15 protein-coding genes and 1 riboswitch are annotated in these 15550 nt (G+C 34.8%); of the genes, 11 read left to right on the forward strand and 4 right to left on the reverse strand.

What is annotated here, in order from left to right; genetic code table 11:
• From ACESM9_RS05285 to ACESM9_RS05305, 5 genes are all read left to right on the forward strand, one after another.
• Positions 1 to 465: YncE family protein (locus ACESM9_RS05285; protein WP_372996021.1), on the forward strand; the 465-nt coding region annotated here is incomplete at its 5' end.
• Positions 466 to 557: 92 nt separating this feature from the next.
• Positions 558 to 1844: a LysM peptidoglycan-binding domain-containing protein gene (locus tag ACESM9_RS05290; RefSeq protein ID WP_372996023.1), complete on the forward strand. Its 1287-nt coding sequence runs from the start codon at positions 558 to 560 to the stop codon at positions 1842 to 1844.
• A gap of 129 nt (positions 1845 to 1973) precedes the next feature.
• Positions 1974 to 2699, forward strand: a complete 726-nt coding sequence (locus tag ACESM9_RS05295) for a pseudouridine synthase (RefSeq protein ID WP_372996025.1) — start codon at positions 1974 to 1976, stop codon at positions 2697 to 2699.
• A gap of 72 nt (positions 2700 to 2771) precedes the next feature.
• On the forward strand, positions 2772 to 3797 hold the full coding sequence (locus ACESM9_RS05300) for an ArsR/SmtB family transcription factor (protein ID WP_372996027.1): 1026 nt from the start codon (positions 2772 to 2774) through the stop codon (positions 3795 to 3797).
• Between the two features lie 347 nt (positions 3798 to 4144).
• On the forward strand, positions 4145 to 5047 hold the full coding sequence (locus ACESM9_RS05305; protein WP_372996029.1) for an O-antigen ligase family protein: 903 nt from the start codon (positions 4145 to 4147) through the stop codon (positions 5045 to 5047).
• Here ACESM9_RS05305 and spoVB read toward each other — a convergent pair.
• On the reverse strand, positions 5005 to 6555 hold the full coding sequence (spoVB, locus tag ACESM9_RS05310) for a stage V sporulation protein B (protein WP_372996031.1): 1551 nt from the start codon (positions 6553 to 6555) through the stop codon (positions 5005 to 5007). The genes ACESM9_RS05305 and spoVB overlap by 43 nt on opposite strands.
• Before the next feature lie 117 nt (positions 6556 to 6672).
• Positions 6673 to 8742 (reverse strand): S-layer homology domain-containing protein, encoded by a 2070-nt coding sequence (locus tag ACESM9_RS05315; protein ID WP_372996033.1) that lies wholly within the window; start codon positions 8740 to 8742, stop codon positions 6673 to 6675.
• 139 nt (positions 8743 to 8881) lie between these two features.
• Here ACESM9_RS05315 and sigI point away from each other — a divergent pair, with 139 nt between their 5' ends.
• The 4 genes from sigI (at position 8882) to ACESM9_RS05335 (ending at position 12326) form a co-directional block, all read left to right on the forward strand.
• Positions 8882 to 9622, forward strand: a complete 741-nt coding sequence (gene sigI, locus ACESM9_RS05320) for an RNA polymerase sigma-I factor (RefSeq protein ID WP_372996035.1) — start codon at positions 8882 to 8884, stop codon at positions 9620 to 9622.
• Complete coding sequence (locus tag ACESM9_RS05325) at positions 9623 to 10774, forward strand: anti-sigma factor domain-containing protein (RefSeq protein WP_372996037.1); 1152 nt, start codon at positions 9623 to 9625, stop codon at positions 10772 to 10774.
• A gap of 192 nt (positions 10775 to 10966) precedes the next feature.
• Positions 10967 to 11902 carry an aspartate carbamoyltransferase gene (pyrB, locus tag ACESM9_RS05330; protein WP_372996039.1) on the forward strand — a complete coding sequence of 312 codons (936 nt, stop codon included), beginning with the start codon at positions 10967 to 10969 and terminating at the stop codon, positions 11900 to 11902.
• Positions 11895 to 12326 (forward strand): aspartate carbamoyltransferase regulatory subunit, encoded by a 432-nt coding sequence (locus ACESM9_RS05335; protein WP_372996041.1) that lies wholly within the window; start codon positions 11895 to 11897, stop codon positions 12324 to 12326. Before pyrB ends, ACESM9_RS05335 begins: the two co-directional genes overlap by 8 nt.
• On the opposite strand, the gene ACESM9_RS05340 is transcribed toward ACESM9_RS05335, so the two are convergent.
• Positions 12321 to 13358, reverse strand: a complete 1038-nt coding sequence (locus tag ACESM9_RS05340; RefSeq protein ID WP_372996054.1) for a M42 family metallopeptidase — start codon at positions 13356 to 13358, stop codon at positions 12321 to 12323. The two genes, ACESM9_RS05335 and ACESM9_RS05340, sit on opposite strands and share 6 nt — an antisense overlap.
• 121 nt (positions 13359 to 13479) lie before the next feature.
• On the opposite strand from ACESM9_RS05340, the gene ACESM9_RS05345 reads away from it, so the two are divergent.
• Together ACESM9_RS05345 and ACESM9_RS05350 are read left to right on the forward strand one after the other, a co-directional pair.
• The gene (locus tag ACESM9_RS05345) at positions 13480 to 13902 is read left to right on the forward strand and encodes a thioesterase family protein (protein ID WP_372996042.1); all 423 of its coding nucleotides are present in this window, start codon (positions 13480 to 13482) and stop codon (positions 13900 to 13902) included.
• Between the two features lie 349 nt (positions 13903 to 14251).
• Positions 14252 to 14384: riboswitch (cyclic di-AMP (ydaO/yuaA leader) on the forward strand.
• 133 nt (positions 14385 to 14517) lie between these two features.
• On the forward strand, positions 14518 to 15141 hold the full coding sequence (locus ACESM9_RS05350) for a GNAT family N-acetyltransferase (protein ID WP_372996044.1): 624 nt from the start codon (positions 14518 to 14520) through the stop codon (positions 15139 to 15141).
• Positions 15142 to 15200: 59 nt separating this feature from the next.
• Here ACESM9_RS05350 and ACESM9_RS05355 read toward each other — a convergent pair whose 3' ends face one another.
• The gene (locus tag ACESM9_RS05355; protein WP_372996046.1) at positions 15201 to 15401 is read right to left on the reverse strand and encodes a small, acid-soluble spore protein, alpha/beta type; all 201 of its coding nucleotides are present in this window, start codon (positions 15399 to 15401) and stop codon (positions 15201 to 15203) included.
• Positions 15402 to 15550: the final 149 nt, after the last annotated feature.

Consider the following 15550-nt stretch of genomic DNA (forward strand, 5'->3'; position numbering starts at 1 on the left):
GATACAATCATTGATACCATAACTGCTGGCGACGGACTAGGAGACAGTCCTTTTGCGATGGCTATTATACCGGATGGTTCTAAAGCTTATGTACCTAATTCGGCTAGTGATAATGTTTCGGTCATTGACATAGCAACCAATACAGTTATCGATACAATTGCAGTAGGCGATGGACCTCATAAAGTAGCCATCACACCTGATGGCACAAGAGCATATATAGCAAATGCAGGCAGTAATAATTTATCTGTTATTGATACTGTAACCGATACAGTTGATGCTACAGTTTTTGTAGGAGGTCCACCTGCATCAGTGGCTGTGACACCAAATGGTGCTAAAGTATATGTGCCAATACGAGACAGTACAAATGTAATTTTCGTTGATGTTGTAGATGATTTAGCACATGGTGGTGTAACCGTTGGATCAGATCCCACTGGTATAGCAATTGGCATGGTGCCTGTATTATAGAGATAATGGATTATTAATCCCTTAACAGTTTTTCTTATGATGAATATTATGATAATAAGGTCTATTAAGAATTATTGTTAGGGGATGTTAAAATGACTGTCTATGTAGTTAAAAGGGGAGATACTCTATGGTCTATTGCCAGACAATTTGGAGTTTCAGTCAATACCATAGTTGAAGCCAACGGAATTGAAGACTTGCCCCACCTGGTGATTGGTCAGGCATTAGTAATTCCTGGAGAAGCAAGAACATACATCATCAGGCAGGGGGATTCCCTGTGGAGTGTAGCAAGAAGATTTGGTGTTACCGCTGAAAGGCTTGCAGAGTACAATAGAATATCCAACCCTGCCTTGATTTATCCCGGATTGGAAATAAGAATACCGAGTGAGAGTAAGAGCTTTGGAAACATTGAGATAAATGCATATGTAGAACATGAGGCAGGGGAAGCGGCTTCAGGATATGTAGAAGAAGCAGCTCCATATCTGACATATATAAGCCCCTTCAGCTATCAGGTCAATGAAGATGGCACATTGAACAACATAAATGATGAAGGTATTATCCGAGCAGCAAGGGAAAATAATGTGGCACCGCTAATGATAATAACCAATTTCAGAAACGGCAATTTTGATACTCAACTTGCTCATACAATACTCAGCAATGAAACCATACAGCAAAATCTGATCAATAATGTAATTTCTACTATGAGAAATAAGGGATACTTCGGGTTAAACATAGATTTTGAGAGGATAGCTCCGGCTGATAGACAGCTCTATAATAATTTTTTGCGGAGAATCACAACCCAGCTTCATAACAATAATTTTGCTGTATCTACAGCATTAGCTCCTAAAACAACTGATGTAACAACCGGTGCATGGCACGGTGCCCATGATTACAGAGCCCACGGTGAGATAGTCGATTTTGTCATCATAATGACCTATGAATGGGGATGGTCAGGAGGGCCGCCTATGGCAGTAGCACCTATAAATGAAGTGCGAAAAGTCTTGGATTATGCTGTTTCAGTAATACCAAGAAATAAGATAATGATGGGAGCACCTCTTTATGGATACGACTGGTCATTGCCATACACTCCTGGAGGAGAGTGGGCAAGAAGAATAAGCCCTGATGGAGCTGTAAGGCTGGCAGCTAGGGTAGGAGCCCAGATTCAATATGATGAAACAGCCCAATCCCCCCATTTTAATTATAGAGACGAAAATGGAGTAGAACATGTTGTATGGTTCGAAGATGCAAGAAGCATGAAAGCCAAGAATGAAATGGCAGCTAATATGAGGCTTAGAGGTATAAGCTATTGGGTATTAGGGCAGTCCTTCGTGCAGAACTGGACTCTGCTTAACAATATGTTTAATATAGTAAAAGTAATATAGTTATACAGGAGGCTGTTTTATGTCAAATTAATTCAGCCTCTTTTCGTGTTTTTTATTAATCCTATTGAAGGGAATTGTTGTTGTGGTGTTGAACATACTAAATATACTGATAAGCTACGGAGGGTTAATATGAGCGGTTTTCAGAGATTAGACAAAGTGTTGGCAAATATGGGATACGGCAGTAGAAAAGATGTTAAGAAGATGATAAAAAGTGGTGCTGTGGAAGTTGAAGATATAGTTGTATTAGATCCAGAAATGAAAATAGATCCGGAGGTACAATCGGTTAAGGTTAATGGAAGGAAGGTAGACTATAAAAAGTATATCTATTTGATGCTCAACAAGCCTAAGGGTGTAATAACTGCCACAGAGGATAGAAGGCTGCGTACAGTATTGGACTTGATAGATGAGGAGTATCTTAGATTTATACCCAGTCCTGTAGGAAGGTTGGATAAGGACACTGAAGGATTGCTCCTGCTTACAAATGATGGAATGTTGAATCATAATCTTACATCACCCAGGAAGCATGTTGATAAGGAGTACTATGCGGAAATATTAGGAAAAGTGGGGATAAAAGATATAGAAGCCTTCAATGAAGGTGTTGTATTGGATGATGGATATAAGACAATGCCTGCGGAACTGAAAATATTAGAAGCGGCTCCAGTATCAAAAGTGATTGTCAAAATAAAAGAAGGAAAGTTTCATCAGGTGAAGAGGATGTTTGAGGCTGTTGACAAAAAGGTCATATATCTTAAAAGGTTGAGCATGGGGAATCTTAAGTTGGATGAAGGACTGAGGCCTGGTGAATATAGAGAACTTACGAATCAAGAAGTTGAAGACTTAAAATCTCTCATATAATCAACTATTGTACTGAAAGTAATTTGATGATATTATTACATTAGACAAGTGTCGAATTAAGGGGGTACTGTTATGCCACTTGAAGTATATGGTGATTTAAAATCTCCAGAGATAAAGGTTTTTTACTCACCGGTAATTGAGTTGGTTTGTGCTGTTCATTTGCTTACAGATCCAGCACATCATCAATATGAAATAAAATGGGCAGAGGAAGTGCTTTCTATGCTAAGCGAGGATGAGTTGGAAGCTTTACAAAGTATCAGGCATTACCCTGCCGGAGGCATAGAGTTTCTTAATTATGTACTTGAAAACAAAGAACTATTCAGTATAGAAAAATTCATCAAACACATAGAAAACTCAGACGATACAAATTTCTTCTTTTATTTATTAAATGAAAGCATTGACAAGGAAAAGATTGAAAAAGCCTTTGTTAATAATAACGAAAGATATAAAATCCAAGAAAAGATTAAGTGGATTGTTGAAGAGAATATTCTGATGTATTTTTTTGATAATCCCCGGGAAATAAAGGGCAAAGCAGTAAAAATTCTTAAGACAATTTATGAGAAGGGATTTCAAGACAGGTTTCAGCGAGATAAAATAAGGCTTGAAGAAGGAGTGGCCTATGTAAACGATTTTATAGGCAAAGACAGCATTGAAATTGTTTTAGAAAAGATAACAGGAAAGCCAAAAAGGATTTTTGCCGGTTATAAGGAATACTATATAATACCATCATACTTTGTTTCTCCAAGGCTTATAAGAATCTATTCTGATGATAAATTATATATGGTTTTTGATTGCAGACTTACAAGGGATAAGAAGGAAGCGTTACTGGACGAGCTTTCTAATCTGCTAAAGGTTATTGATGATAAATCCAGAATGGAAATACTGAGAATACTAGTTAATAATAAAAGCTACGGAAAAGCATTGTCTGATATAATAGGAATATCAACACCTACAGTATCCCACCATCTTGAGGTATTGAAACAAGCCGGACTTGTTAAAGAAGAAAAAATACGAAACATAAAATATTTCTATGCTGATAAAGATAGATTAAAGAAGGTAATTGATAATATTAATAAATACTTTTTCAGTGCAGAATAATAAATGTTATTGAGGCTTCCAATGGAAGCCTTTATCATTATAAAATGTATGCATCGGAAGGCAAGAAGATGGAAAGAATTTTAACAATATGTATTATATTCACAATGATTTCAGGTATCCTGATTCCCCCTCTTGGATATTTATCAGTATTGGGAGTACTGATATTATTTATTATATGGGATGAGGGACATGGAATAATAAGAATGATTGCTTTGAACAAGCCACTATTTATATTTTTAATATGCCTGTTTCTATCTGTACTTTTTTCAAATTTATTGTATTCAAGTGTATTTTTTTTCGCTATTGTAGCATTACAGTTTATCTATTATTCCATGGTTATATATTATATGAATAAAAAAGGAGTAAAAAGTTTACTCAATGCTTTAAATTATGCTGCAATTATTGTCTCATCCTACGGTCTATTTCAACTAGCAACAGGAAGATTGAAAATCAATAAGCACTGGGCAGGCTATAGCGAATCCCTATCCTCCTTGGGCCGCATTTATTCTACTCTATATAATCCTAATGTTTTTGCAGCTTATTTGGTCATCAACATTTGCTTTATAGTTTGCTGGATTCTCACTATGGATGAAAGTAATTCAAAGAAAATATCTCTGGTGCTTTGTTCCCTTTGCCTCATACTTACATACTCAAGGGGGGCCTTTCTTTCTTTGATAGCTGCACTAATAGTAATATACATATTTAAACGAGACAATAAACTGATAGTATATGGAGCTATAATGATTTTCCTCTTTATAGTTTTCAATAATGGAGCAGCTTACGAAAGAATAGATGTTGCCAATCTAAATAATGATAGCAGCAGTCTTTATAGAATTGAAATATGGAGGACCAGCCTTTGCATATTTGCAAAAAACCCCATACTAGGCAATGGCATAGGGACCTTATGGTATTCTCTAAGCCAAGTATCGTCAAGGTTGTGGGGTGTAGTATATCATTCACATAATTTGTTACTTCATTTTGCAGCAGAAACAGGGGTCTTGGGTCTTGTATCCTTTATAAGTATTTTATTATCCCTGATGAAAAATGCATTCAGTGCTATTAAGAATTCTGATGATAGCATTGTGAGATTTGTAGCCTTGGGCACAATAGGCAGCTGCATTGCAATCATGGTTCATGGTGTAATCGATGCGGTAATAGTTGTCCCCACCTTATCCCTTATACTGATGAACTTTTATGGTCTAGCCTGCTATGTCCTGGGAATTCTAAAACTCAATACATTAAATATCTGACTGGGCTTTATAGCCCCGGAAAAAAGAAGCAGTGTGAAGTATAATATGAGACCTAATATATAAGAGAGAATCATATTATATTTAAAGCTTGTGTTTGATACAAGATAATAATTCGATAACCAAATAAGGCATAACATAGGTACTGAGCATATCAGAGGTTTTAGGATACATCTAACCCCATCGATTTTTACAGATGTCTTTTTTATAAGGACATTGAGGCATCTCCATACAACAAACAGAGAACTTACTGCAAATCCTAAAATATAGCCGTATACATTTATCTTAGGTATGGGCATGAATACCACTATGCTTACTACCATAATTACTATGTTCATAATAGTAGATTCCAGTACATTTTTTTGAAGGCCAATGCCGTTCATAATCGCAAGCAAGACGAATAGCCAGTATTCCATAACACAGGATATGGAACACCAAAATAGGAGTTTTTCAGCTTCTGGACAATTGAATAATACATCGCATAGCTCCCGGGGATGCATCATAAAGGCAATTGTAGAAGCTAATCCAATTATAGAAGCTATAGTCAGCGAATCATTGCATTTTTTGTTCAATGCAATCCAGTTTTTAGATGTATAAGAAAAGGCTACCGATGGTATAAGTGTGGTTGATAATGAACCTATTATTATCATTGGGAAATATATAAGGGGTAGTATCATTCCTGTTAATTGTCCATAAAGAGATAGTGATATCTGTTTGGAAAAACCTGCTTTTACTAATTGTGCCGGAATCAATGCAGCATCGAGCATATCCATTATGGTATTTATTGCTCCGCTTATGGATAGCGGTATTACAATCATTAGTATATTGCTTGCTATATGCAGAGTAGAATCCGTTTTCATTATATTTTTTACAACAAATTTTTTTCTCCTATATATAATAAATAGCAATAAAAGACTTAACAGTTCACCAGAAACCATGGCTGTCATAGCCCCTGCGCACACATATTCTATACCAAAATCAATGAGGTAATTTGTTGTAACAACCAATATTATCAGCCGAATTAATTTTTCAATAATATCCAGGAATGCTGGTATTTTAATCTTTTCCACGCCATAAAAGTAGCCCTTAAATACAGCAGCTAATGCTATAAATACTATAGCTGGAGAAAAAATTATCACTGAATACAGAGTACGATCATCCTTCAGTATTTCTCTGGCTAAAAAATCTGCATTAAAGGCGATGAGGCAGCTGAAAATGATGCTCCATAATGCTGCCATTAAAGCAGATACTCTTATAATCTTGAACATATTAGAATAATTCCCTTTTGCCTTGTTTTCTGCAACTAGTTTTGAGATAGAAGTAGCCAGACCTCCCGAAACAAGAGTGATGAAAAGCATATAAAGGGGAATTATCAGCTGATAAACACCCATTCCTTCAGCTCCAATAGATTTTGACAGGAATATTCTATATACAAATGAAAGAATTCCGGTGAGAAGATTTGCAATTGTAAGTATAAATGCTCCTTGAAGATAAGTCATGTTATTTGGCATAAAACTATCCAACCCCTTTCAATATATAATATTTAGGGTTGATTCAAAATATTAATAAAGATAAAAGAAAACAGCCTTAGCGGGGGCTTAAGGCTGTTTCAAAATGGAAGTATTAAATTATTTTATTTCTATAACCTCTAAAACTTTTCCGTTTAGGAGGTTAATTTCTACCACGCTGTTGATAGCTAAATCAGTAGGTTCTGCATCTTCATCAAGCATATCGAAATATGTGTCTTTTGTAATATCAAATTTCATTCTTGTATTATCTACTAAAATAGTGATGCTTTTAACTTCATCTTTGCTTATTTCAACATCTCTTACCTTGCCTTCAAAGCTTTCTTCAAAGTTAACAGCATTTACTTTGATAACCTTATTGTTTAAAAGCTCCAATTCAGCTTTCATACCGAATTCAAGGTCTGATAGTTTTGCCTCTTCACCATCTAGAAGAATTTCTACATCATCAGCCAAAGTATAGGTAGTGAGTTTGTTGTCATATTTTAGTCTTATCTGATTCTTATCAGAATCTATAAGTTGAACAGTGCCTTCAGCTTCTTTTATATTATAGTCTGCAGATATTTTGGTTACATAATCATTTAATATGGTGAGCTTTACTTCCATACCATCTTTCAAATCTTCTAATTCTTTTTCCTTATTATTTATATATACGAGCACGTCTTCTGACAATTCATACTTTGTTAAGGCAGAGCCTGATTTTGCCTTGATGTAGATATAAACACCATCAATCTTTGAGAAGTACCCTGTTGCAGTAGTTGTCTCATCTAGATCTTCAATGGACTTTCTGGCAATAACAGTGCCTTCTTCATCTACAAAGTAAATTCTGCCTAGTTTATCAAAGTTATTAAACTTAACAACATCATAGGGATAGGTCAAAGCTTGAGTAACAATTGAACCCTTACCTGGTTTTGTTTCTACTACAGTAGCCTCAACTATATAATTTGAGTTAACTTTATATCTCTCAACATCTTCAATTTCTATAGCGTAGCCTCCTGTGCTCTTTTTGCCCATATAAGCTACAAGGTATATTTCATCATCATATTCATAGGCTTCATATCCCTTGGAGACTCTTTTTACATCAATTTTATCCTTTATAGCATCAGGCAAATTATTGTAACTAACACTGTAGAATTTTACATCCTCACGATCTTCGTCTTTATCTTCATCCTCATCCTCAACTTCAACCTCACCGATTACTTCGATGAATATGACTTGCTTTGAACTGTTGAAAACAACCTCCAATACATCGCCTTTTTCTAAATCATCTACATTTGTATATTCTTTGTCTTTATAAACTATTACATCATCTATAGTTTTATAGGATACTGTTTTACCATTATGCTTAACAGTCAGCTTGTTATCATCATAGGATTGGAACACAACCTCTGCTTCATTTTCATCATCAGCGTCATTGTCCAGGTAATCCTCGGCTCTATCAATGGAAACAGCGATTTCTGCTCTAGTCAATGGTTCATTTGGCTTAAACTGCTTCTTTTCGTTTCCTGTCATGATTTCAAGATCGTTGATTACATATACATAACCTCTTGAGCCCTTTGGAATAGCATTGGCATCTTTAAAATCAAGCTTGCTGTCCATATGTTTCTCAGCTTCTTTGGTCATTCCCATAGCTCTTACCAAGTATTTAGCCAACTCGTGTCTCTTGATAGGTTGGTTAGGATTAAAATCTTTTATTTCCTCTGGCAGCAATATTCCCTCTTCAACAGCTACATAGAGATAACCCCAACCCCACTTAATACCCCATTGATTCTGATACTTAGTCAGATAGGAGTGGACTCTATCATTTTTCTCAGCATCTTCCTTATGGTCTGTGAGTTTTAATATGAGAGTTAATGCTTCCAGGTTTGTCACTTTGTTTTGTGGTCTATAGCATTTGTCGCCATAACCGCTTATTATACCCTTGGCACCGAGCTTTTCTATTGATTTTAAAGCCCAGGAAAAAACGTCCTTATATTGTTCTGAATCAGCAAACATGAATTTTATTTGGCCTGGAGCTATCTTAATATTTTTTGACTTATCCAGTTTAATGGTAATTTGATTTTTTTCCTTTCCTTTCGCCTTACCTTTATCAGCATGAGCCATCACAGGTGCTGTTATAGAAGATAAGGCTATGGCTGTAGATAAGCATATTGCTGTCATCTTTATTTTCTTCATTGTTAATCTCCTCCTAAATAGTTGTATTTATCTATTTGCTATATATTACGGAAGACAGTATAATTTTAGGTAACAAAATGTTTTGTTCCTAAAAAAAAGTATTTTTTCGTATTTATATGATAGAAGTCAGGTGATGATTTTGCTCAGGAATCCGTTCAAAAAAAAGAAGGATATTAGTGATATAAATGAGAGGATTCGTATTATTAAAAATGGTGATATATCTGAAAGGAATGTTCTCATAAATGATTATAAGCCCTTTATTATAAATATAGTAAGCAAAGAAATAGGAAGATTTGTTTCCGATGGTGACTGTGACGAGTTGAGTGTAGGACTTATGGCTTTTGATGAAGCTATAGATAAATTTGATATTGAACGATCCAAATCCTTTTTAAGCTTTGCCGAGAGGGTAATAAAGAATAGACTGATAGATTTTTATAGAAAAGAAAAAAAGAATATGGATACAATTCCTATTTCCTATCTTAATGAAATGTATGATAGTGAAAATATAGAAGAAAGATATTTTACCGACAATAGCCAGATAGACTCTCAGGATGTTTCGGAGGAAATGGAGGATTTTTGTAAAAGTCTTTTGACTTTTGGCATATCTTTGGAAGAACTGGTAGAAAGCAGTCCAAAGCATCTGGATGCTAGAAGAAATGCAGTAAAAATAGCTTCTCAAATAGTTGAAAATGAAATATTGATGAAAAAAATAATGGATAGTAGAAAAATTCCCATAAGTGAAGTGGAAAGGCATTTCAATGTTAGTAGAAAAGTAATACATAAAAACAAAAAATTTATCCTTGCTGTATGTCTCATATTGATGAGCAATAATGAAATTATTAAAAGCTATGTAGATAATTTGCTGGAGGAAGTGGATTAAATGAGAAAAGGTGTTGTGCTAAAAATTAAAAAGGATAGGGCTACAATAATGGCTGATGATTGTACATTTTGTGAAATCAGAAGCTTTAACGGAATGTACCCTGGCATGGAAGTGTGTTTCAATGAAGGAGACATACTGAAGAAGAGGATAACATTAAGGAGCAACAAGTATGTAAACGCAGCCTGCTTTATGATAATCGTTTTATCTAGCTACCTTTTCCTTAGCTTCTACCAGGAAAACATAGCTGCCTATGCTTATGTAGGAATTGACATAAATCCAAGTATTGAGCTTGTACTTAATAGAAAAGGCAGGATTATAAATGCAAGGGGCTTGGATGAAGAAGGGAAAGAAGTATTGCAGGAGATAGACGTAAGAAAGATGGAAAGCGTTGACGGTGTTAAAGCAATAATAACAAAAACTATAGAGATGAATTATATAGAAGAGGATAATACTAACGAAATAACCATATATGCTGTCACGGATGAAAAAAATAGCGAGGATGGAAATAAGATAGTAGAGAAAGTTGAAAAGGCTGTAAAAGAAGAGGTAGTTGCCCGCAGTCTTAGAGGTGAAATTAAAACCTTTGTATCAAACAAAAAAGTAAAAAGTGAAGCTGACAAAAAAGGCATATCCGTTGCTAAATATATAGCTGAAGATGCGAAAGAGACTGTAGCAAGAGAAATAGGCAAGAAGGACAAAAAAGATAACAAAGAATTTAAAGTACTGGAAGATAGTAAAGATAAAGATAATAAATGGAAAAAGGATAAAGAAGACAAGAAAGATAATAAGGACATAAAAGGCAATAAATATGATAAAGTTGATAAGATTAATACAAGAGATATAAGAGATAAAGATGATAATAGGAATAATAAGGATAAAGTTAAGGAAAGCAATGTAAAGGGCAATAAGGAAAGTAAAGATAAAAAAGATAAGGATGATGACAAGAAAGATAAAGATGATGACAATGATAAAGAAAATAAGAAAAAAGATGATCGAGACAAAAAAGATAAAGACGTTAAAAACGATAAAAAAGAAAAGTCTAGCAACAGTAATAAAGGGAAAGATGATAAAAATGAAAAGGAAGATAAAACCGATAACAAAAATAAAGAAAAGGATAATAAAAATAATTTGAAAGACAAAAATAAAAATTGACACCGGTATAAATTTGTGTTAATTTAATAAAAATACCTTTAAATTGGTCCTGTGAGGCTGGTAAGGTGTATGATAAATAGTGCTTTTGTGTTTATCCATGCTTATTATAAACCTTCCAGCTGACCTGGAAGGTTTTTTATATCTTTATATACCTTTAATATAGTCCTGAGAGGCTAAAAAGGAGGAAAAAATATGAGCTTAAAAGGAAAACATCTGATTGACCCAGGAGATTTTTCTCTGACAGAATTGAATTCAATTTTTCAACTAGCAGAGAAGATTATCGAAAACAGAGAAGAATTCTCTGAAATCTGCAAAGGAAAGATATTGGCAACGTTGTTTTATGAACCTAGTACAAGAACTCGTCTAAGCTTTGAAGCCGCAATGCTGAGAATGGGCGGCAAAGTGCTGGGCTTTTCCGATGCAAATGTAAGTTCTACAGCCAAAGGTGAAAGCATAGCAGATACAATAAGAGTTATATCATCTTATTCTGATATTGCTGTTATAAGGCATCCTAAAGAAGGTGCACCCAAACTGGCTTCCAAATATTCTGCTATACCTGTAATAAACGGTGGGGATGGAGGCCATCAGCATCCAACACAAACTCTTACGGATTTACTTACCATCAAGAAACTTAAAGGTTCTATTTCAGGAAATAGGGTAGCTTTCTGTGGAGACTTGAAGTTTGGCAGAACAGTACATTCTTTGATAAAAACTCTGTCAAGATACCCTGAAAACAAGTTTGTTCTCATATCGCCCAATGAACTAAGACTCCCTGAACATATAAAGCATATTCTAAAAAGCGATGCAAATGTTGAGGTAGTAGAAACGGAAGACCTGGAATTAGTTATAGATAGCATTGATATACTATACATGACTAGAATCCAGAAGGAAAGATTCTTTAATGAGGCAGATTATGTAAGGCTGAAAGACAGCTATATATTAGATAAGAATAAGCTGAAAGCAGCCAAAAAAGATATGCTGATAATGCATCCTCTGCCTAGGGTAAATGAAATAGATTATGATGTGGACGATGATGATAGAGCTGTTTATTTCAGACAGGCAGAGTATGGAGTATATGCCAGAATGGCACTGATGGCATTATTATTGGGGGTGTACGAAAATGCTTAAGGTTGAGAGTATTCACCATGGCATAGTTATTGATCATATAACACAGGGGAAGGGTAAAAAAATATTTGATAGACTTAACCTTGGTGAAGTGGATTATCCTGTGGTATTGCTCAGAAATGTACCCAGCAGCAAGTATGGCAAAAAGGATATTATAAAAATTGAAAACTGCATAGACATTGATATGACCATATTGGGGCTTATAGAGCCAAATGCCACTATAAACATAATTGAAGGTGAGAGAATAATCAGGAAGATGAAGGTAGAAATACCAGAAGAAGTGCAGGGACTGTTCAAATGTAAAAACCCCCGCTGCATAAGCAATACGGAGGCTTACATCAATCCTGTATTCAAACTCGCTAAATCCAATGGTACAGTTGAATATATCTGCGAATACTGTGAGGAACTTACATCCTATTCATTATGACAGAATATACTCTAATGCGAGTTCAGCTGTATTTGCTATTGAATTTCTATGGGTTCTCTCATAAGAATGAGAAGCATAAACACCAGGTCCTATGAGGCCAAACTTAATGTCGAAACCTGCTCTGATAGCAGAGCCTGTATCTGAGCCATAGTGGGGGTATATATCTACTTTATAATCAATATTGTTTTTCTTCGCCAATTTCACCAGATGATTTCTTAGGGCAAAATCATAGGGACCCCCACTATCTTTTGCACATATGGATACAGCGTACTCACTGGAATTTTGCCCAGTTCCTGGTGCACCCATATCCAGACACAAAAGCTCCTTTATGCTTGGCATTAAACCTGTGCTGGCACCATGCCCTACTTCTTCATAATTTGTTATAAGTATCTGTACAGAGTTTTCAAGTGAAACTTTGTTCTCAATAACATGCTTGCATAAGCCAAGAAGAATAGCAACACAAGCTTTATCATCCAGATGTCTGGATTTTATAAAGCCACTTTTGGTATATTGGAATCGCGGATCAAATGTGATAAAATCTCCAACTTCGATACCTAGATTTAACACATCATCTGCGGAAGATACCCTTTCATCTATAACAATTTCCATGTTTTCAAGATTTCTTTCCATAGTCTTACAATCATCATGAATGTGTACTGATGGCTTAATAGAATAGACGGTACCTGTATATATAGTGTTATTTGCTGTATGAATAAAACAGTTTTCACATTCAATTGAACTCATTGTATAACCACCTATGGGCGTAAATGAGATTCTACCATTTTCCTTAATCTTTTTTACCATTGCTCCTAAAGTATCGATATGGGCAGCCAGTGCTTTAGTCGGTGTTGGATTTTTACCAGGTATCAATGCAGATAGAGAACCTTTAGTTGTAAAGCTTACATCAATACCAAAGAGTTCTAGTTCGTCTTTCACAATTTTCATTGCATCCTGTGTAAATCCTGAAGGACTAGGTGTTTCGCATATTTTTCTCATAATAGATACTACATAATCAATATCCAATTTTTGCACCTCCATAATAATAACAGAATCATTATATCATACCAAAAAGCATAGTAAAGAGAAATAAGTATTCAGAATATTTCAACATATACGAAAGTATGTTATAATAAAAATAAAAGGAGGGTTTTGTATGAAGTTTTCTGAACTAACTATAGGTATGTCAAAGACCATCCAGAAAGTGATTACGGAGGAAGATACTGCTTTATATTTCGGCAACGGCTCAATAAAAGATTTACTGGCTACACCTGTGTTATCGGCACTAATGATTGAAGCCTCTGTTTCGGTAGTAGACCCTTTGCTTCCAGATGATTACATTACAATTGGCAAATATTTGAGCATACAACATTCAGAACCCACCATCAAAGGAATGACTGTTACAGTAAAATCCTCTATATCAGAGATAGACAACAATAGGATTATTTTCACAATTAAAGCCTATGACGAATTAGGCGAAATAGGAAGCGGCACCCATGAAAGGTATATAGTGAATTATAATCTGCTAAGACAAAAAGTCGATAAAAGGACGGAAAGATTAGCTCCGCAACCTAATTAACATCTATTATATCTTAGATTCTATTCTTATAGCTTTTCCTATAATATTAACATCCTTTAGATTTAGTATTCACAAGTTTGACATTCCATTATCCTGAACTATAATATTCAAACTCTTCTCCAAAAACATTTAAATTATTTTTCTAAAAAAAGGTTACAATCTCCAACTACCATAGATTAAAAAAAATGAATAACTGGTAAAAAATTTTTACTTGCACATACACAATATTTATATTAATATAATAACAACGCTGTTAAGAGCGTGGAAAGAAATGTAAACTTTTTGTAACAATTTAAATTATCATTCATTTTTTGTATTAACCATTGTATAATAATTTAATAAAATAATACTCACACTTTCGCTGAATTCCTTATAGGAAGCGGGGGAACCAATTATTTGGGGTGAATCCTATTTTATAGGTAGGGCCATTCTCTTTCGGTCCGAATCCGTCAGCTAACCTCGTAAGCGTGGGAAGAGGAGGTTTGGGTGTATAAGGTTATACGCTTTAGTAAGTGTATGGAAAAACCTTAGCCGTGGATACCTCCACGGCTTTTTTGATAGCTCCTGCCTCCCCTGACAGTGGTTATTTTACTATTAAAAAAAGGAGGTATTTTGATGGTAGTAGTTAATAAGACTAGCGTGGAGTTAAATAATTTTATTCTGAAGAAGTTATTGAGGGTGAGAAAAGCAAAACCTAGTGATCTGAATGAGATTTATGCAATAGCCTGTTCTGTTGGCACCTCAGAGAAGATATCAGAGCAAGGTTTTTTAGTGGATGATTATAGATCTAATCCTAAGTTTTATAAAAAGAAATTACTTAAGGGCATAATGAGCCTTGAGCATTTCTATGTAGCTGAGTATGATAAAATTTATGGTTTTATGATAACATATACTAAGGAACAATGGTTGGCAGATAACCCAGATTGGATTACAGATGTATATTGGAAGCCTGATTTTGATAAGAGCAAACTTGATAATTTTGTTGTTGTAGATAAAACTGCTATTAAAGCAGGATTAACAGGTCAGGGTATAGGCAGCTTGATATATACTAGGTTATTAGCAGATCTTAAAAATGAGGGAATAGAGAATATTTTTGCAGAGACAATAATAAGCCCTCAACCTAATTTCGCTTCTCTTCAATTTAGGAAGAAACAGAAGTACTCATTGGCTGGAATGAGATATGAGCACTATAATGACAAACTTTATACTGATTTGATTTATCATAAGAAAGTAGAGTAGTATGCAATAGAATATAAAAGCACCCCTTGCGGGGTGCTTTTATTATATTCAATATTCAATTATCTTCCAGACATGCTTCTTTCAGCCTGTTCTATCATTCTCTTAACCATGTTTCCGCCAACTCTTCCAGCGTCTCTTGCGGAAATGTCGCCATTATAGCCTTCTTTTAGGTTTACACCTACCTCATTAGCTATTTCAAATTTCATTCTGTCAAGAGCGGCTGAAGCTTGAGGTACTACTTTACGGTTTGATCTTGCCATTAATATCACCTCCTGCTATTATAATTTACTTTTTTGGCTAAAATATTAGTGTTATATTTTGCATACAAATCAAATCTTTTCATTGTATAGTACAAAAATAGCAGCAATATGTATTATTATAGAGAAATTCTTATCTATTTGGTAATATT

The sequence above is a fragment of the Lutispora sp. genome, from assembly GCF_041687175.1.
GTDB lineage: Bacteria > Bacillota > Clostridia > Lutisporales > Lutisporaceae > Lutispora.